This window comes from Streptomyces sp. NPDC039736 (assembly GCF_055596485.1).
This window is the reverse complement of the sequence record NZ_JBVIUQ010000005.1, coordinates 52,842-72,033: the sequence shown is the minus strand read 5'-3', so window position 1 is coordinate 72,033 and position 19,192 is coordinate 52,842. Positions and strand designations below refer to the sequence as shown.

The 19,192-nt window shown below is 74.8% G+C and carries 19 protein-coding genes and 1 riboswitch; of the genes, 12 read left to right on the top strand and 7 right to left on the bottom strand.

From position 1 onward, the window contains the following. Positions 1-82: 82 nt before the first annotated feature. The 4 genes from ACZ56L_RS17000 to ACZ56L_RS16985 form a co-directional block, all read right to left on the bottom strand. Positions 83-1,633, bottom strand: a complete 1,551-nt coding sequence (locus ACZ56L_RS17000) for a cobyric acid synthase (protein ID WP_401757832.1) — start codon at positions 1,631-1,633, stop codon at positions 83-85. Beyond that, positions 1,630-2,613, bottom strand: coding sequence for a cobalamin biosynthesis protein (locus tag ACZ56L_RS16995; protein WP_471064767.1), 984 nt, complete (start codon positions 2,611-2,613; stop codon positions 1,630-1,632). Before ACZ56L_RS16995 ends, ACZ56L_RS17000 begins: the two co-directional genes overlap by 4 nt. A 36-nt stretch (positions 2,614-2,649) precedes the next feature. After that, a riboswitch (cobalamin riboswitch) is annotated at positions 2,650-2,797 on the bottom strand. Positions 2,798-2,937: 140 nt separating this feature from the next. After that, positions 2,938-3,159, bottom strand: a complete 222-nt coding sequence (locus ACZ56L_RS16990) for a hypothetical protein (protein WP_471064765.1) — start codon at positions 3,157-3,159, stop codon at positions 2,938-2,940. Positions 3,160-3,172: 13 nt separating this feature from the next. Continuing rightward, positions 3,173-4,456 (bottom strand): inorganic phosphate transporter, encoded by a 1,284-nt coding sequence (locus ACZ56L_RS16985; protein ID WP_471064763.1) that lies wholly within the window; start codon positions 4,454-4,456, stop codon positions 3,173-3,175. A gap of 321 nt (positions 4,457-4,777) precedes the next feature. Between ACZ56L_RS16985 and ACZ56L_RS16980 the strand changes: the two genes are divergently transcribed. The 3 genes from ACZ56L_RS16980 to ACZ56L_RS16970 all read left to right on the top strand — a co-directional run bounded on the left by ACZ56L_RS16980 (position 4,778) and on the right by ACZ56L_RS16970 (position 8,184). Beyond that, positions 4,778-5,449: a class II aldolase/adducin family protein gene (locus tag ACZ56L_RS16980; protein ID WP_468684229.1), complete on the top strand. Its 672-nt coding sequence runs from the start codon at positions 4,778-4,780 to the stop codon at positions 5,447-5,449. 105 nt (positions 5,450-5,554) lie between these two features. Next, a complete protein-coding gene (locus ACZ56L_RS16975) occupies positions 5,555-6,685 on the top strand; it encodes an alpha/beta hydrolase (RefSeq protein ID WP_471064761.1) in 1,131 nt (376 codons plus the stop codon). A 101-nt stretch (positions 6,686-6,786) separates the two neighbouring features. After that, positions 6,787-8,184, top strand: coding sequence for a hypothetical protein (locus ACZ56L_RS16970; protein WP_401757841.1), 1,398 nt, complete (start codon positions 6,787-6,789; stop codon positions 8,182-8,184). Between the two features lie 13 nt (positions 8,185-8,197). Here the strand turns inward: ACZ56L_RS16970 and ypfJ are convergent, their stop codons facing one another. Further along, positions 8,198-9,088, bottom strand: a complete 891-nt coding sequence (gene ypfJ / locus ACZ56L_RS16965) for a KPN_02809 family neutral zinc metallopeptidase (RefSeq protein WP_345224245.1) — start codon at positions 9,086-9,088, stop codon at positions 8,198-8,200. A 295-nt stretch (positions 9,089-9,383) separates the two neighbouring features. Between ypfJ and ACZ56L_RS16960 the strand changes: the two genes are divergently transcribed. From ACZ56L_RS16960 to ACZ56L_RS16945, 4 genes are all read left to right on the top strand, one after another. Beyond that, positions 9,384-10,313 (top strand): PQQ-binding-like beta-propeller repeat protein, encoded by a 930-nt coding sequence (locus ACZ56L_RS16960; protein WP_471064759.1) that lies wholly within the window; start codon positions 9,384-9,386, stop codon positions 10,311-10,313. Positions 10,314-10,412: 99 nt separating this feature from the next. Next, a complete protein-coding gene (locus ACZ56L_RS16955) occupies positions 10,413-12,011 on the top strand; it encodes an ABC-F family ATP-binding cassette domain-containing protein (protein WP_345224250.1) in 1,599 nt (532 codons plus the stop codon). 424 nt (positions 12,012-12,435) lie between these two features. After that, positions 12,436-12,654 carry a helix-turn-helix domain-containing protein gene (locus ACZ56L_RS16950; protein WP_185035675.1) on the top strand — a complete coding sequence of 73 codons (219 nt, stop codon included), beginning with the start codon at positions 12,436-12,438 and terminating at the stop codon, positions 12,652-12,654. Positions 12,655-12,759: 105 nt separating this feature from the next. Then, the gene (locus ACZ56L_RS16945; protein ID WP_471064755.1) at positions 12,760-13,551 is read left to right on the top strand and encodes an enoyl-CoA hydratase/isomerase family protein; all 792 of its coding nucleotides are present in this window, start codon (positions 12,760-12,762) and stop codon (positions 13,549-13,551) included. 67 nt (positions 13,552-13,618) lie between these two features. Here the strand turns inward: ACZ56L_RS16945 and ACZ56L_RS16940 are convergent, their stop codons facing one another. After that, positions 13,619-14,485: a nucleopolyhedrovirus P10 family protein gene (locus ACZ56L_RS16940; protein WP_471064753.1), complete on the bottom strand. Its 867-nt coding sequence runs from the start codon at positions 14,483-14,485 to the stop codon at positions 13,619-13,621. A gap of 100 nt (positions 14,486-14,585) precedes the next feature. On the opposite strand from ACZ56L_RS16940, the gene ACZ56L_RS16935 reads away from it, so the two are divergent. The 5 genes from ACZ56L_RS16935 to amaP are packed head-to-tail and all read left to right on the top strand — an operon-like array spanning position 14,586 to position 16,916. After that, a complete protein-coding gene (locus ACZ56L_RS16935; protein WP_380836900.1) occupies positions 14,586-15,098 on the top strand; it encodes an Asp23/Gls24 family envelope stress response protein in 513 nt (170 codons plus the stop codon). 58 nt (positions 15,099-15,156) lie between these two features. Beyond that, complete coding sequence (locus tag ACZ56L_RS16930) at positions 15,157-15,375, top strand: hypothetical protein (RefSeq protein ID WP_345224263.1); 219 nt, start codon at positions 15,157-15,159, stop codon at positions 15,373-15,375. Beyond that, positions 15,372-15,743 (top strand): Asp23/Gls24 family envelope stress response protein, encoded by a 372-nt coding sequence (locus tag ACZ56L_RS16925; protein WP_471064750.1) that lies wholly within the window; start codon positions 15,372-15,374, stop codon positions 15,741-15,743. Before ACZ56L_RS16930 ends, ACZ56L_RS16925 begins: the two co-directional genes overlap by 4 nt. Beyond that, entirely contained in the window at positions 15,740-16,336 is a 597-nt protein-coding gene (locus ACZ56L_RS16920; RefSeq protein ID WP_468684245.1) for a DUF6286 domain-containing protein, read from the top strand. Before ACZ56L_RS16925 ends, ACZ56L_RS16920 begins: the two co-directional genes overlap by 4 nt. A gap of 7 nt (positions 16,337-16,343) precedes the next feature. After that, on the top strand, positions 16,344-16,916 hold the full coding sequence (amaP, locus tag ACZ56L_RS16915) for an alkaline shock response membrane anchor protein AmaP (protein WP_471064748.1): 573 nt from the start codon (positions 16,344-16,346) through the stop codon (positions 16,914-16,916). Positions 16,917-17,182: 266 nt separating this feature from the next. On the opposite strand, the gene ACZ56L_RS16910 is transcribed toward amaP, so the two are convergent. Beyond that, positions 17,183-19,048, bottom strand: a complete 1,866-nt coding sequence (locus ACZ56L_RS16910; RefSeq protein ID WP_345224270.1) for a glycoside hydrolase family 15 protein — start codon at positions 19,046-19,048, stop codon at positions 17,183-17,185. Positions 19,049-19,192: the final 144 nt, after the last annotated feature.

Below are 19,192 nucleotides of genomic sequence, written 5' to 3'. Positions count from 1 at the left end.
GGGTGCGTCCCGGCTGGTCGCGCGGTTCTCCGCGCCCCTGACGGCATGTCATGCGGGCAGCCGTCCCCCGCCCGGGCGCGGCTCACCCCCGTACCCCCGGCGGCACGAACGGCAGTCCCGCCGGCGCGCCGGACTCGATCAGCCGCCACAGCCCCTCCGTGTCCGCGTGCTCCTCGATCAGATCCCCCAGCCGGTCCAACTGCTCCTCGCGCAACCCCGCGAAGCTCGTGTCGGCGGCCGGCACGAACCGCCGTCCCGCCGCCGCCGCGACCTCCCGCAGGAAGGCCCGCCGGAAGGCGTCGCTCTCCAGCGACCCGTGCCAGTGGGTGCCCCACACGGCCCCCACCCGGCAGCCGTCCAGGAAGGCCTCCCCGCCCAGCACTTCGGCCACCCCGTGGTGGATCTCGTACCCCTCCACGGCCTCGCCCAGCGCCGAGCCCACCGGCCGCGCCAGGGTCTTCTCCCGCGCGAACCGCACCCGTACCGGCAGCAGCCCCAGCCCCTCGACCACCCCGGCCTTCGACTCGACCTCGTCCTCGATCAGCTCGCCCAGCGCCTGGAACCCGCCGCAGATCCCCAGTACGGGCAGCCCCGCCGCGGCCCGCCGCGCCAGCGCGTCGGCGAGCCCGCGTTCCCGCAGCCACTCCAGCGCGCGAACCGTCCCGCGCGTCCCCGGCACGACCACCAGGTCCGCGTCCGCCAGCTCCTCCGCCCGGTCCACGAAGCGCACCACCACGCCCGGCTCCGCGGCGAGCGCGTCCACGTCCGTGAAGTTCGACATCAGCGGCACCGCGCACACCGCGACCCGCAGCACGTCCTCGCCGACCGGCGGCGCGACCACGGACTCCCGGACCGCGCCCCGCAGGGACACCCGCAGCCCGTCCTCCTCGTCGATGCCGAGCCCGTGCGCGAAGGGCAGCACGCCGTACGTCCTGCGCCCCGTCAGGTCCTCCAGCATGTCGAGCCCGGGCTCCAGCAGGGACACGTCACCCCGGAACTTGTTCACCAAGTACCCCGCGACCAGCCGCTGGTCCTCCTTCGCCAGCAGCGCCGTCGTGCCGAAGAACGACGCGAAGACCCCGCCCCGGTCGATGTCCCCGACCACCACCACCGGGAAGTCCGCGGCCCGCGCGATCCCCATGTTGACGATGTCCGTCCGCCGCAGATTGATCTCCGCCGGGCTGCCCGCCCCCTCGCAGATCACCGCGTCGTACTGACCGCGCAGCTCCGCCAGGCACTCCGTGACCGTGCCGAGCAGCGCCTCCCGGTGCCCGCCCTGCACGCCCTTGCCGTACGTCGTGCCGCCCGCCGTGCCGAAGAAGCCGCGCGCGCTCATCTCGCCCACCGGCCTGCCGAGCAGCACCACCTGACTGGACCTGTCGCTCCCCGGCTTCAGCAGCACCGGATTCATCAGCGCCGTCGGCTCGACGCGCGCCGCCTGCGCCTGCATCGCCTGGGCGCGCCCGATCTCCGCGCCCTCCCGCGTCACGAACGAGTTCAGCGACATGTTCTGCGCCTTGAACGGGGCCACCTTCACCCCCCGGCGCACCAGCCACCGGCAGATGCCCGCGGTGACGACGCTCTTGCCCGCGTCCGACGTGGTCCCCGCGACCAGCAGTCCGCCGCCACTCATGCGTTCCGTCCCTTCGCGTACGAGAACGCCAGCCGCCCCGCCGCACACGCGGCCAGCGCCAGCACGCCCACCCGGCGCGACAGCCGCACCGCACGTTCGATGTCGGGCACGTCCACCGGACGCCCGCGCTCCCCGTTCAGCACCGCCCGGTGCTCCACCCGCCCCGCGTACGACAGCGTTCCGCCGAGCCGCACGCCCAGCGCGCCCGCGAAGGACGCCTCGACGGGGCCCGCGTTGGGGCTGGGGTGCGCGGCGGCGTCGGCGCGCCAGGCCCTGACCGCGCCCCGGGCGTCGTCCCCGGCGAGCACCGCGAGCGCCGCCGTCAGGCGCGCGCCGGGCCAGCCGGCCACGTCGTCGAGCCGGGCCGAGGCCCACCCGTACCTGCGGTGGCGGGCCGACTTGTGCCCGACCATCGCGTCCAGCGTGTTCACCGCCCGGAACGCGACAAGCCCGGGCACACCGCCGACCGCACCCCACACCAGCGCGCCCACCACCGCGTCCGAGGTGTTCTCGGCGACGGACTCCACGACCGCCCGGGCGAGCTGCTGCCCGTCCAGGGCCTGCGGGTCGCGCCCGCACAGGTGCGGCAGCCGCTCCCGGGCCAGTTCCAGGTCCCCGGCGGCCAGCGCCCCGCCGATCGCCCTGGCCTCGCGCCCCAGCGACGTGCCCCCGACGACGGCCCAGGTGGCGGCGGCGGTCAGCGCGACGGACGCGGCGGGGCGGCGGCGTACGAGACGGGAGGCCACGGCGGCGACTGCGGCCGCTCCGCCCACGCAGACCAGGGTGTGCGCCGCGCCCCGCGCCCGGTCGTCCCGCCACAGCACCCGTTCGACGGCGGCCGCGGCACGTCCGAAGAGGGCGACCGGATGTCCCCGGCGCGGGTCGCCGAACACGGCGTCGCAGGCCATCCCGAGGGCCGCGCCGAGCGCGAACGCGTACGGGGGCACGGCGACGCAACCGCGGGTACCGCAGCCGGGCATGGCGACGAGTCCTTAACTCAGGGTCCGCGCCCTGGTTGGAGGTGACGAGCGGCTGGGAGTTCCTGGCTTCGGCACGACCCTCGTCGGGTCGGCCGTGACAGTGGCGGGACCGCGCCGGATTCGCACCGGCTTCCTCTCCATGCCGCCGTAATGGCTCCGGCAGTCCACCACGCCCCACGAACAGCCGTCAACCTAGGGTTGACCTGCGGGAGGCGGGGGGCGGGCACCGATCCGGAACGGCCGACAGCCGGCGGGGCCGGAAGACCGGCGGCCCCGCCGGCTGCTCCGGCGTCGGGGGGCGGGGCGGACGGGCCCCGCGGGTTGTCAGGAGACGATCAGGAAGATGCCGTACGCGACGGCCGCGCCGCACAGCGCGAAGCAGGCGTACGCGCCCGTGCGGGCGACCGGGGCGGAGCCGCCCGTGGCGGCGGCCGCGGTCTGCTTGGAGAGGCCCACGATGCCGAGGGTGAACAGGCCCACCAGGGAGACGGTGGCCACGAGGCTGACACCGAACACGGTGCCGAGAGCTGCCCAGTCGATGTTCATGTCGCGTGTGTCCTTAGACCGATGCGGCCGGGCGGGCCGGGTCGGCGGTGGGGGAGTGGAGGGTTGCCTTCAGGTCGCCGGTGACCGTGTGGGTGGTCCCGGCCGGGAGGAGGCCGGCGGGCGGCGGGGTGACCGCGGCCATCGCGGTGGTGACGACACCCGCGGGCTCGGCGGCCGGGGCGGCCGCGCCGCCGAGGTCGTCGGCCGTGACGTTGGTGTGGTCGACCGGCTTGCGGCGCGACAGCATCCAGATCGCACCGGAGCCCGCGACCAGCAGGATCGCGACGGCGGTGACGCCCCACGTGCCCTGACCGGTGAGGAACTCGGCGGCCGCGGCGACCGCGCCGGCGGCCGGCAGGGTCAGGCCCCAGGCGACGAACATCCGGGTCGCGGTCGACCAGCGGACCACCCCGCCCTTGGGCGCGAGACCCGAGCCCATCACGGCGCCGGAGCAGACCTGGGTGGTGGAGAGGGAGAAGCCGAGGTGCGAGGAGGCCAGGATGACCGTCGCGGCGCCGGTCTGGGCGGCGAAGCCCTGCGGCGGCCGGAGGTCGGTGAGGCCCTTGCCCATGGTGCGGATGATGCGCCAGCCGCCGAGGTAGGTGCCGAGCGCGATGGCGACGCCGGCCGAGACGATGACCCACATCGGCGGGTTCGAGCCGGGGGCCAGCACGTTGCCGGTGACCAGGGCCAGGGTGATGACACCCATGGTCTTCTGCGCGTCGTTGGTGCCGTGCGCGAGGGAGACGAGGCCGGCGGAGGCGATCTGGCCCGCCCGGTAGCCCTTGGCGGTGGCCTTCTCGTCGGTCCTGGACGCCAGCTTGAAGGTGAGCTTCGTGGCGAGGTAGGCGGCGAGACCGGCGACGATCGGCGCGGCGACCGCGGGCAGCAGCACCTTGGTGATGACGACGCTGCCGTTGACGCCGGAGGCGCCCACCGACATCAGGGTGGCGCCGATGAGGCCGCCGAAGAGTGCGTGGGAGGAACTGGACGGCAGGCCGATCAGCCAGGTCAACAGGTTCCAGAGGATCGCGCCGACCAGGGCCGCGAAGATCACTTCGGTGGTGATGCCGCTCTCGTTGATGAGCCCGCCGGAGATCGTCTTGGCGACCTCCACGGAGAGGAAGGCACCGACGAGGTTGAGCACGGCGGACATGGCCACCGCCGTCTTGGGCTTGAGAGCGCCGGTCGAGATGGTGGTCGCCATCGCGTTGGCAGTGTCGTGGAAACCGTTCGTGAAGTCGAACACGAGAGCGGTCACGATCACGATTCCGAGAAGGAGCGTGATGTGTTCCATTTACCCAGGCAATCGTTTGAGGTCAGTGGCTGTTGGACCGTAAGCAACCTGAGTGAACGGAAGATGAACTGGGCGGGGCGGCACGGTGACTCGAAACGCCGTGCCGCCGTTCCGCTTTTCACCCCGACGGCGGTGCGGCCCTAGGGGCGACCGGACCCGGCCGGGGCGTCAACCGCGCGGCAGGGCCCTCGGCCCGCCGCGCGACCCCTCGAAGAGATCCTGGTCACCCGACGGGCGGACCGCGCACCGCGCCCGTCGCCGGACGGGACGGGCCCGCGGAGTCCGGGCCGCCCGGCCGCGGCGCGCCGCCCGGCTGGCAGGATGCCCGCCATGACGACACGGGTGACGGACGCGGTGGCGGCGGCATGGCGGGACCTGGTGGACACGGCCCGCCGGTCGGTGACCGACGGGCTGGTCGTGGGGACCTCGGGGAACGTCTCGGTGCGGGCCGGCGAGGACCTGATCCTGGTCACCCCGAGCGGCGTGCCCTACGAACGGCTCGCCCCCGACGACGTGACCGGCGTCGACCGTACGGGCCGCCAGGTGCTCGGGCACCTCGTCCCCACCAGCGAGCTGCCCATGCACCTCGCGGTGTACGAGGACACCGACGCCCGGGCCGTCGTGCACACCCACGCGGTGCACGCCACCGCGGTCTCGACGCTCGTGGACCGGCTGCCCCTGGTGCACTACATGGCGGCGGCCCTGGGCGGCCAGGTCCGCACGGCGGCCTACGCGACGTACGGGACGAGGGAGCTGGCCGACAACGTCCGCCGCGCCCTGCGCGACCGCACGGGGTGCCTGCTCCAGAACCACGGGACCCTCACGTACGGAGCCACGCTCGCCCAGGCCTACGACCGCACGGCCCAACTGGAGTGGATGTGCCAGGTCTGGCTCGCCGCCTCCGGAGTCCCGGGCCTGACCCCCTCTCTGCTCACCGAGGCGCAGGTGGACACGGTCGCCGACCGGCTGCGGAACTACGGCCAACCGGGCTGACCCCCGCCCGCACCCGCGCGGCGCGACCGTCGGCGCGGGGCGGCCGGGCCACCCCGGGGGCCCCGCCCACTGGCCGTGGAAGCCGGGCGTACGGACACTGGGACCGTGCACCCGGCCAAAGCAACGGCAGCAGCCGTCACCACACTCATGGGCATCGGCGCGGCCACCGTCGCCGCCGCCCGGTACGCGGGCGACGCCGCGCTCAAGGCGACGCCCGGCCGCCCCCTGCCCGGCGACCCCCGCGTGACCGTGCACGCCACGGGCCCCGCGCAGATCACCCTGACCCGGGACCTCGCCACCCTCAGGCCGGGGGTGTTCGGCCTGGTGGGCGACGGCGTCCACGCGGTCGTCGGCCCCGTCCTGGAGGCCGCCCCGCACGCGCCCGACACCGTGGTGCGCCGCCTGGAGCGGGTCACCCGGGGCTTCCTGGAGCCCGGCGCCCGCCTCCACCTCACCCCGAACGTGCACAGCGGCGACCCCGGCACCGCCCTCGGCCTCGACTTCGCGCACGTCGACGTCATGGGCGAGCTCGGCTCCCTGCCCGCCTGGTTCGTCCCCGGCAACCGGTCGAGCACCTGGGTGATCGCCGTGCACGGCCTGGGCGCCACCCGCGAGCACCCGCTGAACGTCCTGGACCTCCTGCACCGCTTCCAGCTCCCGGTGCTCGACCTCGCCTACCGGGGCGACCCCGGCGCGCCCCGCTCCCCGGACGGCCTCGGGCACCTCGGCGACTCCGAGTGGCGCGACCTGGACGCCGCGATCCGGCACGCCGTCCGCGAGGGCGCGGAGCGGATCATCCTGTACGGCTGGTCCACCGGCGGCGCCATGGCCCTGCACGCCGCCACCTCCTCCGCCCTGCGCCACCACGTCGCCGGTCTGGTCCTGGACTCCCCGGTGCTGGACTGGGAGGCGACCGTGCGCGCCCTGGCCGCCGCCCGCGGCATCCCGGCCGCCCTCCTTCCGCTTGCCGTCCGCGCCGCCCAGGGCAGCACGGGACCGCACGGCGACCGGCTCCGTGCGGCCGCCGCCCCGGACGGCCTGCGCGTCCCGGCGCTGATCGTGCACGGCCCCGGCGACGCCGTCGCCCCCTGGGGCCCCTCCCGCGCCCTGGCCGACGCCCGCCCCGACCTGGTCACCCTGCACACCGTGCGGGACGCCTCCCACGCCGCCATGTGGAACGCCGACCCGGCCGCCTACGAAGAGGTCCTGCGCCGCTTCCTCACCCCGCTCCTCTGACCGGTCCCGCCCCGCCCACGTAGCAGATCCCACGGCGCCGTGTGGGCGGTGCGCGGGATTCCGTTTGGGCTTTCGGGCAGTCAGCGGAGACACTGCTCCACGTGACGTCCCGTACACCGCGCGACTCCAGGCTCCGACTTGTCCGCCCGCGACCCCTCGCCACAGCCCGACGGGCCGTGACGAACCGGCGTACCCGCCCGGCCCCCCGCCCTCCCGAGGGAACCCCCGCCCAGGCGGAACTGGCCCGCCACGCACGGGAAGTGCTCGCCGACGCCACCCGGGTGGCGCGCTGGGTCGACACCGAGCGCGCCCGCGGCGCCGCCCCCCGGCCCGGCCAGGCCGGAGGGCTCTCCGGCGCCTCCGCCGAACGCGCCGCCGAGGCGCTGCGCCTGACCGAGGCTCAGGTGCGGGCCGGCTGGGACCGGGCGCGCCTCGCGGGCCTCGTCGAGATCCACGGCACCAACGCCCGCCCCGGCTGGCGGCTGCGCGCCTGGGACCGCGACGACGCCGCCGTGCTGCGCGGCTGGGTCGCCCTCTTCGACGCCTGGTCGATCGTCCACCCCGCGCCGAAGGACATCGCGCCCGCCACCGTCGCGGAAGTCGTCGAGTCCGTCCCCCAGGTGCTCTCCCTCCTCCAGCTCTCCGCCGGACCCGTCCCGGTCCCGGCCCTGCTCGACCTGCTGGAGCAGCGCGTCGCCGAACTGCACGAGGAACGCTGCGAGGTCCCCCCGCACCTGCACGGCATCCCCGCCCAGACCACGGCGCACTCCGTGCCCGTCCCTCTCTCCCTGCTCCTCGGCTGGGCCCTGGAAGGGCTCGCCTCCGTCGGCGCGCTGACCCTCGGCGAGGGCCAGGCCACCCTGACGCCGCTCGGGAGCTGGGCGGTCTGGGTCAAGCTGGAGCAGATCTGCGTCGCCGCGCAGAGCCCCGCCGGGAACATCGAGCAGTCCGCCGACGCCATGCTCAGCGGCTGCGCCCGCCTCACCCCCGGCCCGGCCCGCGCCGAGTACCGCGCCTGGCTCGCCGCCCGCACGGTCGGCACCGCCGTCCTGGAACTCCTCGAAGTCGCCCGCGGCGAGGACGCCCTCCTGCGCGGCCTCGCCTTCGAGGCGCTCAGAGTCGTCGGCGCCCCCGCCGAGGCCGAGGTCCGCGCCGCCGCCGAGGAGGTCGCCCTGCGCCCGTACGCCCTGCTGTGGCTGGCCGAGCACGAGGGCGACGACCCCGAGGAGGCCCACGACCGGCTCACCCGCGAGGAGTCCACCTGGCTCTGGGTGGACACCGCCGCGGCCGTCGCCGACCACGGCGAGAGCGAACTGCTGGTGCGCCACCTCGAATCGGCGGTCCAGGGCACCGTCCCCGCCCTGCTCGACGAGGTCCGCGCCGTCGGACATCCGCGCACTGTGCAGGTCCTGGTCGCGCTCGCCGCCGCCCACCCCGACCCGGCCCTCGCGAAGGCCGTGCGGCGGGCGGCGTTCCAGGTGCACACCGGCGGGGTCTAGGCGCTCCGCCGGTCTAACGGAAGGTGTCGCACCGCGCCGTGTCGCCCGTCCGGAAGCCGTTGTAGAACCACTGCTGGCGCTGCGCCGCCGACCCGTGCGTCCAGCTCTCCGGCGTCACCCGCCCCTGGAACTTCTCCTGGATGCGGTCGTCGCCGACTGCGGCCGCCGCGTCCAGGCCGTCCCGGATGTCCTGCTCCGTCAGCTGCGTGATCAGCGGCTTCCCGGACTTCTCGTCCGGCGTCCGGGTCGCGTGGTGCGCCCACACCCCGGCGTAGCAGTCCGCCTGGAGCTCGACGCGCACCGCGTTGCTGTCCGCGCCCTGGCGGCCGTCCTGGGCGCGGGCCAGGGTGCCCATCGCGTTCTGGACGTGGTGCCCGTACTCGTGCGCCACCACGTAGGCCTGCGCGAACGGCCCGCCGGTGGAGCCGAACTTCGTCCGCAGCTCGTCGAAGAAGCCCAGGTCCAGGTAGACCTGCCGGTCGCCCGGGCAGTAGAAGGGGCCGACCGCCGACGAGGCCGTGCCGCACGCCGTGGGCACCCGGTGCGAGAAGAAGACCGTCTTCGCGTCGCCGTAGCGGACGCCGCGGCGCGTGAACTCCGCCCGCCAGTAGTCCTGCACGCTGTTGACCACGCCCAGGATCCGGCAGTCCTCCCGGGTGTTCGCGTCCCGCCCCGTCCTGCACCCCTCCTGCACCTGCGCCTGCCCGGACGCGGAGACCGTGGGCTCCTGCTCGTCGGAGGACAGGCCGAGCTGGTCCGGGCCCACTCCGAACAGCACGCCCACGAGCAGGGCGATGAAACCGACGATGCCTCCGCCGATCGTGGCCTTTCCGCCGGGAACGCGGCTGCCGCGCACGTCCCGGACCTCCGAGCTGTCCAGATTGGCGTCGTCGTCGAACTGCACCGGGCCACACCTCCCTCTGCTCGTGCTGCCTGTACCGGCCGCTGCCCGGCCGGTACTCGTCCCGGCCGGCCCGGTGACGGAACTCCGCCACCCTGCGCCGAGTATCAGCCCATTCGCCACCGTGTGCCCCTTCGGGTACCCCGGGGGACCACCGCCGAACGGGGGACCGCCGCCCCCTCACTCCGTCGTGTCGCCGTCGGAGCGGACCGCGCGCCCGCGTCCACGCCGCTACGGTTCGGGAGCCACGCCGGGTCCACCCCCGGGGCACCGCCGCACGAGGGGGAACCCGCCACCCATGACCGACCTCCGCCCCGGTCCCGTCTCCCGCCGCCGCACCCCGCCTCCGCGCCCCTTCCGCGTCCGCCCCGCGGGCCCCCGCCCCGCCGGTCTGCGCCCCTTCCGCCGCGGCACCCCCGGTCTCCCGGCCGCCCGCCTCCGCGCTCTCCGCCTCCCCGCCCGCCGCCGTCTCGCCCGCCTGGCCGCCGCCCTCGGCGCCCGCCCCGCCCGGCGGCTGCTGCTCCCCGTCCTCGCCGCCCTCCTGGCCGTGCCCCTGCTCACCGCCGCCCACCGGGCCCGCCCCGCCCCCTACGGCGACCGGCTCGTCGCCCCCGCGGGCCTCCCGGCCGCCGCCGACCCCGCCGTACGCATCCGGGACGCCCGGGTCCAGGCGTACGACACGGCCACCGGACGCACCCGCTGGACGTACGCCCGAACGGGTCACCGGCCCCTGACCGTGCGCGCGGTGTCCGGCCACGTCTTCGCCCTGTGGAGCGACGGCCTGGTCACCGACACCGTGCGCGGCGACGGGCGCGCGGTGCGCTGGCACCGCGCCATCCCCGCCTTCGACGGCCGCCCCGCCGGGGTCCTCCAGCCCCTGGACCCGGCGGGCGAGATGCTCGCCGTGCTCTCCCCGCAGCACGTCGCCGCCTACCGCGCCGTCGACGGCGACCTGCGCTGGGTGCTCCCGGCCAGGCGCGGCTGCCACTTCGTCCCCTCCCGCACCGCCCGCCGGGGCCCCGTCCTGCTCGTCGCCCAGCCCTGCGCGGAGCCCGCCCCCTGGACCGAGCAGCTCGTCCCCGTCGACGCGCTCGGCCGCGTCACCCCGGGCCGCGCCCCCCTCGGCAACGGCCGTACCGCCCGGCCCCGGGACCACGGCACGCCCGGCCCCGGGGTCCGCCGACCGGCCGTCGCCGGGCCCGGAAAAGGGCTTGCGGGCGCCCGTTAGACTGGGCCGTATGGCACCTCTCCTTGCGCATTAGCGGCGTCGAAGCAAGAGCCCGCCCGTCAGACCTTCCGCCGTCCCACCCCGCACAGGAGTTTTTCCGTGATCACCGCCTCCGGCATCGAGCTGCGCGCCGGCGCCCGCATCCTCATCGAGAACGCGTCCTTCCGCATCGCCAAGGGCGACCGCATCGGCCTCGTCGGCCGCAACGGCGCGGGCAAGACCACCCTCACCAAGTGCCTCGCGGGCGAGGGCACCCCGGCGGGCGGCACCATCACCCGGTCCGGCGAGGTCGGCTACCTCCCGCAGGACCCCCGCACCGGCGACCTCGACGTGCTCGCCAAGGACCGCATCCTCTCCGCCCGCGAGCTGGACTCCGTCCTGCGCAAGATGCGCGAGAACGAGCAGAAGATGTCCACCGGGCAGGGCGCCACGCGCGAGAAGGCGATGAAGAAGTACGAGCGCCTGGAGACGGAGTTCCTCACCAAGGGCGGATACGCCGCCGAGGCCGAGGCCGCCACCATCGCCGCCGCGCTGGGCCTGCCCGACCGGGTGCTCGGCCAGCCCCTGCACACCCTCTCCGGTGGTCAGCGCCGCCGGGTGGAGCTCGCCCGCATCCTCTTCTCGGACGCCGACACCCTCCTGCTCGACGAGCCCACCAACCACCTCGACGCGGACTCCATCGTCTGGCTGCGCGACTACCTGAAGTCCTACCGCGGCGGTTTCATCGTCATCTCCCACGACGTCGAACTCGTCGAGACGGTCGTCAACAAGGTCTTCTACCTGGACGCCAACCGCGCCCAGATCGACGTCTACAACATGGGCTGGAAGCTCTACCAGCAGCAGCGCGAGGCCGACGAGAAGCGCCGCAAGCGCGAGCGGCAGAACGCCGAGAAGAAGGCCGCGGCCCTCAACTCGCAGGCCGACAAGATGCGCGCCAAGGCCACCAAGACCGTTGCCGCGCAGAACATGGCCAAGCGCGCCGAGCGCCTGCTCTCCGGCCTGGAGGCCGTCCGGGTCTCCGACAAGGTCGCCAAGCTGCGCTTCCCGGAGCCCGCGCCCTGCGGCAAGACCCCGCTGATGGCGGAGGGCCTGTCCAAGTCGTACGGCTCCCTCGAGATCTTCACCGACGTCGACCTCGCCGTCGACAAGGGCTCCCGCGTCGTCATCCTCGGTCTCAACGGCGCGGGCAAGACCACCCTGCTGCGCCTGCTCGCGGGCGCCGAGAAGCCCGACACCGGACAGGTCATCGAGGGCCACGGCCTGAAGATGGGCTACTACGCCCAGGAGCACGAGACGCTCGACCCGGACCGCACGGTCCTGGAGAACATGCGCTCCTCCGCCCCGGACCTGGACCTGGTCGAGGTCCGCAAGACCCTCGGCTCCTTCCTCTTCTCCGGCGACGACGTCGACAAGCCCGCCGGCGTGCTGTCCGGCGGCGAGAAGACCCGTCTGGCCCTCGCCACCCTGGTGGTCTCCTCCGCCAACGTCCTGCTCCTCGACGAGCCCACCAACAACCTCGACCCGGCCAGCCGCGAGGAGATCCTCGGCGCGCTGCGCACGTACAAGGGCGCGGTCATCCTCGTCACCCACGACGAGGGCGCCGTCCACGCGCTGGAGCCGGAACGGATCATCCTGCTCCCCGACGGCGTCGAGGACCTGTGGGGCCCCGACTACGCGGACCTCGTCGCCCTGGCCTGACCCGTCCGCCCGGCGCCCGGCCCGGGGCGGGACACCGGACGTGGCAGCGGCATATCCCACCGGCAAAGGCGCTGGCAGCGGGCCTGCTCTGATCCACTCCGGCTGGATCATTCGGCCTACGCGTGATCCTTCATCTGAGTGAGGGCCTCTCGTACCCCGGCGCGCCCCCGGCATCCGAAGGCCCGTCCCCCCGTGGGACGGGCCTTCGACGTGCCACTGATCGTTTCGCGGCGCTGACCTGGACATTCCCGGGAGCGCCCGGATTCCGGTATGGCGAACGACACGCGGAATTCCGTATTCCGCCCCCGGCCGTCACTTCCTCCACGGCGAACCTTGTTGTACGGACCTTGCCGAATGGGTGGCCAGGACGGCGGGAAGGGGTGATCATGAGAAGTCCAGAGCGCACTTCCTTGAGGAGGCACGGGTGGCCGAGACTCTGAAGAAGGGCAGCCGGGTGACCGGCGCCGCGCGCGACAAGCTCGCGGCAGACCTGAAGAAGAAGTACGACTCCGGTGCGAGCATCCGGGCGTTGGCCGAAGAGACCGGCCGCTCCTACGGATTCGTCCACCGGATGCTGAGTGAGTCCGGAGTGACGCTGCGGGGACGCGGCGGAGCGACACGCGGCAAGAAGGCCACGGCCTGACCATCGTTGTCCCTCACACGGGGCCGGTGGCCGGCCGGGTTCCCCGGGTGGTTACTGTGCAGTCACTTGACAGGTGACGGCACCGTACCGATCCGGAGGCACCCCATGGCTTCGCTCGACCCCGTACTCGACAAAGACGGCGTGCAACTCACCGTCGAGGACGCCGTAGCCACGGTGACCCTGGCCAACCCGGCCAAGCGCAACGCCCAATCCCCCGCTCTGTGGCGGGCGTTGACGGAGGCCGGGAGGGCGTTGCCCGGGACCGTCCGGGTGGTCGTACTGCGCGGAGAGGGCACATCCTTCTCCGCCGGTCTCGACCGGCAGGCGTTCACTCCCGAGGGCTTCGACGGTGAGCCGTCCTTCCTCGATCTCGCACGTGGTTCCGACGCGGACCTCGATGCGGAGATCGCACGTTACCAGGAGGCCTTCACCTGGTGGCGCCGCCCCGACATCATCAGCATCGCCGCGGTCCAGGGCCATGCGATCGGTGCCGGTTTCCAGCTCGCCCTCGCCTGTGACCTGCGGGTCGTCGCCGAGGACGTGCAGTTCGCCATGCGCGAGACCAGCCTCGGCCTGGTGCCCGACCTCGCCGGGACCCACCCGCTGGTGGGTCTCGTCGGCTACGCCCGCGCGCTCGAAATCTGCGTCACGGGCCGCTTCGTGCGCGCCGCGGAGGCCGAGCGCACGGGCCTCGCCCATCTCGTCGTGCCGAACGACGAACTCGACGCCGCGGTACAGGACCTGACCGCGGCCCTCCTCGCCGCGCCCCGCGACGCCACGGTGGAGACCAAGGCCCTCCTCCAGGGCGCCTGCGACCGGACGTACGAGGACCAGCGCGCCGCCGAGCGCGCCGCCCAGGCCCGCCGCCTGCGCGACCTCGCGGGGCTCTCGGACTAGCGCGCCGCCCCGCCGCCCGGCCCGGGCTCCGGCTCGGAACCCCGCTCCGGCCCGAGCCCGGCCCCGGCTACGGCGTCGGACCCGGCCCCGGGTCCGACGCGGGGACCTGCCGGACCTCGGTGACCAGCACGGTCACCGACGGCGGCCCCGGCAGCGCGTCCGCGACGGCCGCACGGACCTCCCGGGCCACGTCCACCGCGCGGCGCTCCCCGCCCACCGCCACCTCCACCCGGACGTGGCCCGCGGGGAGCGCCGCGCCGTCGTACCGCACCGGCGCACCGAGCACTCCGGTCAGCCGGGCCACCCCCGGCACGGCGGCGGCGGCCCGCGCGGCCGCCGCCTCGGGAGAGTCCTGTCCCCCGGGCGGAGCAGCCGGGCTCTCCTTTTCTGCGGCGTCCCGCGAACCGCCCTCCGTCGCGTCGTTCGTCGGGCCGTCGGACGCGTGCTCCGGTACGCCGCCGGGCGTGTCCGGCGAGGTGCCCCGGCCGGCCTCGGTGAGCAGCCCCGTGACGCGCAGGTCCACCTCCGTCACCGCGAGCCCCAGCCGCTGCCGGGCCGCCTCGGCCAGGGCGGCGCGCAGCCGTTGGGCGGCGTGCGGGATCGGCTCAGCGGCCGAGGCCTCGAACTCGGCGTCCACCCGCAGCCCTCCGGGCGGCAGCGCCCCCGGGGGCGGCGGCACGGCCGGTGCGGGCGGCGGGACGTCCGGGTCGGCGAGCCCCACCCGGAGCGGGCCGAGCACCACCCCCGGCACCCGGGCGGCGGCCTGGCGCAGGACGGCGTCGGCCGCGCGTTCGGCCAGCCAGGAGCCGTCCTCGGGGGAGCCGAGCGGGAGCAGCCGCCCCAGACCGAGCCGCCCGCGCACGGCCTGCGGCCACCTGCCTTCGAACGCTCCCCGTGGGGACTTCGCTGTTGTTTCTGCTGTTCGGTCTGCCATGGGCTCAGCGTGCCCCATCGCGGGCGCGGCATCGGGCAGGCGGACTTAATGTGGCAAAGGAGTCCAGTACCGCGTAACCCCCGGAAAGGGACGAATGGCGATGGCTGACACCGAAGACCGCACCATCAGGCCGGGCGGCCTCGTGAAGGAATCCACCTCCGGCGGCACGGCCGCCCGGTCGAGCGGAGCCGGCACGCCGCAGCGCGGCGGCGGCGACCCGGCCGGGCGTGGCCGCACCACGATCGCCGACGGCGTGGTCGAGAAGATCGCCGGAATGGCCGCGCGCGACGTGGTCGGTGTGCACGCGATGGGCGGCGGCTTCTCCCGCACCCTCGGCGCGGTCCGCGACCGGGTGCCGGGCGGCAACGCCAAGTCGGTCAGCAGGGGCGTGAAGGCCGAGGTCGGTGAGGTGCAGACGGCACTCGACCTGGACATCGTGGTCGAGTACGGCGAGTCCATCACGGACGTGGCCAGGGCGGTCCGCGAGAACGTGATCTCGGCGGTCGAGCGGATGACGGGCCTCGAAGTCGTGGAGGTCAACATCGCGGTCGGCGACGTGAAGCTCCCCGACGACGACGAGGAAGAGGACGAGCCGGAACAGCGGCTCCAGTGAAGGACCCCGTCGACGCGGGGCGGGCGGCGAGCGTACGCGACACAGTGAGGACGGTTCGATGAGTTGGTCCCTGGTCGGCCTGGCGGCCGGCATCGCACTCGGCTTCGCCGGGTACTTCGGCGGGTTCGGCGCGTTCGTGGTGGTCGCGGTGCTGGGGCTGATCGGCCTCGTGGCGGGCCGTTACCTCGACGGCGACCTGGACCCGGGCGACTTCCTGCGCCCGCGCGACCGGGGTCGCGACGACGACCGGCCGCGGACCAGGCCCCGCCCGCGGTGACGGGAACGGGGACGGGGGCGGCGGCGGGCTCGGCGGTCGGGGCGGTCCCGGCCGCCGAGCGCGGTGCCATCCGGATCGCCGACCGGGTCGTCGCGAAGATCGCCGTCCAGGCCGCACGGGAGGCGCTGCCGGAACCGCCGCCGGGGGGCGCACCACCGCACGTCACCGTCGACGTACGGGACGCGTCGGCCCGGCTGCACGTCGGCGTGGAGCTGGCCTACCCCAGTGACATCGGGGCCCAGTGCGCCGCGGTGCGTCAGCAAGTGGCAAGCAGGGTAGGCGAGTTGGCGGGCCTGACGGTTCCCGAGGTGACAGTGCTGGTCGAGCGGTTGCATCGGGCGGCCCCGGAGAGCGGGAGGATGCGGTGAGCGAATACGTGCCCACGCTGGAGGCCGAACGCGAACCGGCCGTCCGGGACGGCCCCGGGACTCGCGCCCGTTTCTGGTCCGCGCGGCGCGTTCCGGCGGCGCTGACCGCTGCGGTCCTCCTGGCAGGCTCGGGCCTCCTCCTCTACGACGTCGTCGCGGTACGTCTCGGACACCCCGGCATGGGCTGGCGCCGCGAACTGGCCCAGGCCCTCGCGCAGCGCCCGCTGGAACAGGTGTGGATGCAGGTCGGCGCGGGTCTGGCGGTGGCGCTGGGCCTGTGGCTGGTGGTCCTGGCCGTGACGCCGGGTCTGCGCGCCCTGCTGCCCATGCGCGCCGGCGAGGCGGGCGCGGTACGGGCCGGGCTCCACCGGGGCGCGGCCGCGCTGGTCCTGCGCGAACGGGCCATGGCGGTGCCGGGGGTGCGGGCGGCCCGGGTGCGGGTGCGCCGGGCCCGGGTGAAGGTGCGGGTGGTCTCGCACTTCCGGGAACTGGACGACGTACGTGCGGACGTGGGCGAGGCGATGCGTACGGGCGTGCGTGACCTCGGCCTCGTCCGCGAACCGTCGGTCGCGGTGCGGGCGGAGCGGGGGTGAGGGACTGATGCGCAATCCGGTGAACAGGGTGCTGCTGGGACTGCTGGGCCTGGCACTGGTCGTCCTCGGCGGTTCGGCGCTGGCGGCCGGGCTGGGGGTGCCCGTTCCCTCCTGGTGGCCCTTCTCGGGCCGGGACGACGTGCTGCTGAGCGCGGCGGACCGGACGCGGTGGCGGGACGAGGGCTGGTGGTGGCCGGTGGTGATCGCGGCACTGGCGGTGGCGGCGCTGCTGGCGCTGTGGTGGCTGCTGGCGCAACTGCGCGGCAAGCGGCTGGGCACGGTGCGGGTGGGTGACCCGGCGGACTCGGTGCTCCTCCGCGGCCGGGCCCTGGAACGCGTCCTGGGCGAAGAGGTCGAGGCGGTGCCGGGCGTGTCCCGGGCGGCGGTCTCCCTGAAGGGGAGCCGGACGGCCCCACGGGCCCGGATCTCGCTGACGGTGACGCCCTCGGCGGACCCGGCGGGGGTGGTGGCGGAGGTCACGGAGACGGCGCTGGCCCGCGCGGGCGGATCGATCGGCACGGGCCGCTTGCCGGGTGTGCTCCGCCTGCACGGCCGGGGCCGGGGCCGACGGGTCCAGTAGGACAAGGGCACCGGCCACGACGCCCCCGCACGGCGCCACCCGGGGTGGCGCCCGTTCAGGGGCGCGGGGAACCGCGCGCCCGGCCACGACGGATCTGCACGGAACCGTGCACCTGGCCGCGCGGCGAGCGCTTCAGGAAAGGGGCAGGCCCGGGGCCCCCTGCCCGAGCGGCACGGGCTGACGCGTCCGGTACGGGGGCCGGGCTCCCGGCCTGGACGGGACCGCGCGACCCGGGACCGCGCGACCGCTCGCGCAGGGTGCGGCGCTCATCCCGCGCCCTCCCCGGACCGGGCCTCGTCGCGGGCCTCCGCCCGGGCCAGCGCCACCGCCGTTCCCACCAGTCCGATGTGGCTGAACGCCTGCGGGAAGTTCCCGAGCTGCCGCCCGGCCACCGGGTCGTACTCCTCGGCCAGCAGCCCGACGTCGTTGCGCAGCGCCAGCAGCTTGTCGAAGAGTTCGCGGGCCTCCTTGACCCGCCCGGTCAGCAGCAGCGCGTCCGCCAGCCAGAAGGAACAGACCAGGAACGCGCCCTCGCCGCCCGGCAGCCCGTCGACCCGGTTGCCCTCCGCCGTCTCGGCCTCGGCGGTGCTGTAGCGCTGGATGAAGTCGCCGTCCCGGCCGAGTTCGGCCCGTACCGCCTCCACCGTTCCCACCACCCGCGGGTCGTCCGGCGGCAGGAACCCCACCTGCGGTATCAGCAGCGCCGCCGCGTCGAGTTCGGCGGAGCCGTAGGACTGGGTGAAGGTGTTGCGCTCCGGGTCGTACCCCTTCTCGCAGACCTCGCGGTGCACCTCGTCGCGCATCGCCCGCCAGCGTGCCGCGTCGCCCGGCAGCGAGGGGTCCTTCTCCAGGGTGCGGACCGCCCGGTCGGCGGCCACCCACGCCATGACCTTGGAGTGCACGAAGTGCTTGCGCGGGCCCCGCACCTCCCACAGCCCCTCGTCGGGCTCGCGCCACATCGTCTCCAGGAAGCCGAGCAGGCTGAGCTGGAGCTTCCAGGCGTGCGGCTTGGGCGCGAGACCGGCCTCCCGGGCGAGGTACAGGGAGTCGATGACCTCGCCGTACACGTCCAGCTGCAACTGCTCGGCGGCGTCGTTGCCGATCCGTACGGGCGCGGAGTTCTCGTAGCCGCGCAGCCACGGCAGCTCCGTCTCCGGAAGCCGGCGCTCGCCGGAGATCCCGTACATGATCTTCAGGTCGGCGGGGTCCCCGGCGACCGCCCGCAGCAGCCAGTCCCGCCAGTGCCCGGCCTCCTCCAGGTACCCGGCGGCCAGCAGCGCCCCCAGCGTCAGCGTCGAGTCGCGCAGCCAGCAGTAGCGGTAGTCCCAGTTGCGCACGCCGCCCAGCTCCTCGGGCAGCGAGGTCGTCGGCGCGGCGACGATGCCGCCGGTGGGCGCGTACGTGAGGGCCTTGAGGGTGATGAGCGAGCGCAGCACCGCCTCCCGGTGCGGGCCCTCGTAGGTGCAGGTGGACGTCCACGCCTCCCAGTCCTCCAGGCTGTGCGCCAGGGACGCGTACGGGTCGACGAGGGGCGGCCTCGGCTCGTGCGAGGGGTGCCAGGTCATCACGAACGCGACCTGCTCGCCGGGCTTGACGGAGAAGGAGGAACGGGTGCTGTACTGCTGGCCCCACGTCTTGACCCGGGGCCCCGCGCCCTCGGTCCCGTCCGCCGACCGCGGCACGTCCCGCAGCCAGATCGCGTCCGGGCCCGCGACCGCCACCCGGTGCCCGTCGGTGTGGCGCACCCAGGGCACGATGTGCCCGTAGTCGAAGCGCAGCCGCAGCGTGGAGTGCACGGTGACCTCGCCGGTCAGCCCCTCCACGATCCGTACGACATCGGGGGCCTGGTCGCGCTGCGGCATGAAGTCGGTGACCTTGACGCTGCCGGAACGGGTCTCCCACACGGTCTCCAGCACCAGCGAGTCCCCCCGGTAGGAGCGCGCGGCGCAGGTGGTGGCGCCTTCGGGGGCCAGCCGCCAGTGGCCGTTCTCCTCGTCGCCGAGCAGTGCCGCGAAACACGCGGCGGAGTCGAAGCGGGGCAGGCAGAGCCAGTCCAGGGAACCGTCGCGGCCGACCAGGGCCGCGGTCTGGAGGTCCCCGATGAGCGCGTAGTCCTCGATGCGTTGGGTCACGCAGGGCGTCTTCCCGGCGGGGAAGTGTGCCAATCCGTCAGGCCGGTCACGTGTTCACCCTGGCCACGGGGCCCGCGCCGCGGCCACGAACGCCGGCGCGCGCCGGCCGCGCACCGCCGCCGACGCCCCACCGGCTCCGGTCCT

Excerpts from the sequence above, each read along its gene's own strand:
- ACZ56L_RS16960 (WP_471064759.1), top strand. The coding sequence starts at position 9,384 with ATGACCGACCTCCGCCCCGGTCCCGTCTCCCGCCGCCGCACCCCGCCT.
- ACZ56L_RS16940 (WP_471064753.1), bottom strand. The coding sequence starts at position 14,485 with ATGGCAGACCGAACAGCAGAAACAACAGCGAAGTCCCCACGGGGAGCG.
- ACZ56L_RS16930 (WP_345224263.1), top strand. The coding sequence starts at position 15,157 with ATGAGTTGGTCCCTGGTCGGCCTGGCGGCCGGCATCGCACTCGGCTTC.
- ACZ56L_RS16995 (WP_471064767.1), bottom strand. The coding sequence starts at position 2,613 with ATGCCCGGCTGCGGTACCCGCGGTTGCGTCGCCGTGCCCCCGTACGCG.
- ACZ56L_RS17000 (WP_401757832.1), bottom strand. The coding sequence starts at position 1,633 with ATGAGTGGCGGCGGACTGCTGGTCGCGGGGACCACGTCGGACGCGGGC.
- ACZ56L_RS16985 (WP_471064763.1), bottom strand. The coding sequence starts at position 4,456 with ATGGAACACATCACGCTCCTTCTCGGAATCGTGATCGTGACCGCTCTC.
- ACZ56L_RS16980 (WP_468684229.1), top strand. The coding sequence starts at position 4,778 with ATGCCCGCCATGACGACACGGGTGACGGACGCGGTGGCGGCGGCATGG.
- ACZ56L_RS16935 (WP_380836900.1), top strand. The coding sequence starts at position 14,586 with ATGGCTGACACCGAAGACCGCACCATCAGGCCGGGCGGCCTCGTGAAG.
- ACZ56L_RS16990 (WP_471064765.1), bottom strand. The coding sequence starts at position 3,159 with ATGAACATCGACTGGGCAGCTCTCGGCACCGTGTTCGGTGTCAGCCTC.
- ACZ56L_RS16945 (WP_471064755.1), top strand. The coding sequence starts at position 12,760 with ATGGCTTCGCTCGACCCCGTACTCGACAAAGACGGCGTGCAACTCACC.
- amaP (WP_471064748.1), top strand. The coding sequence starts at position 16,344 with ATGCGCAATCCGGTGAACAGGGTGCTGCTGGGACTGCTGGGCCTGGCA.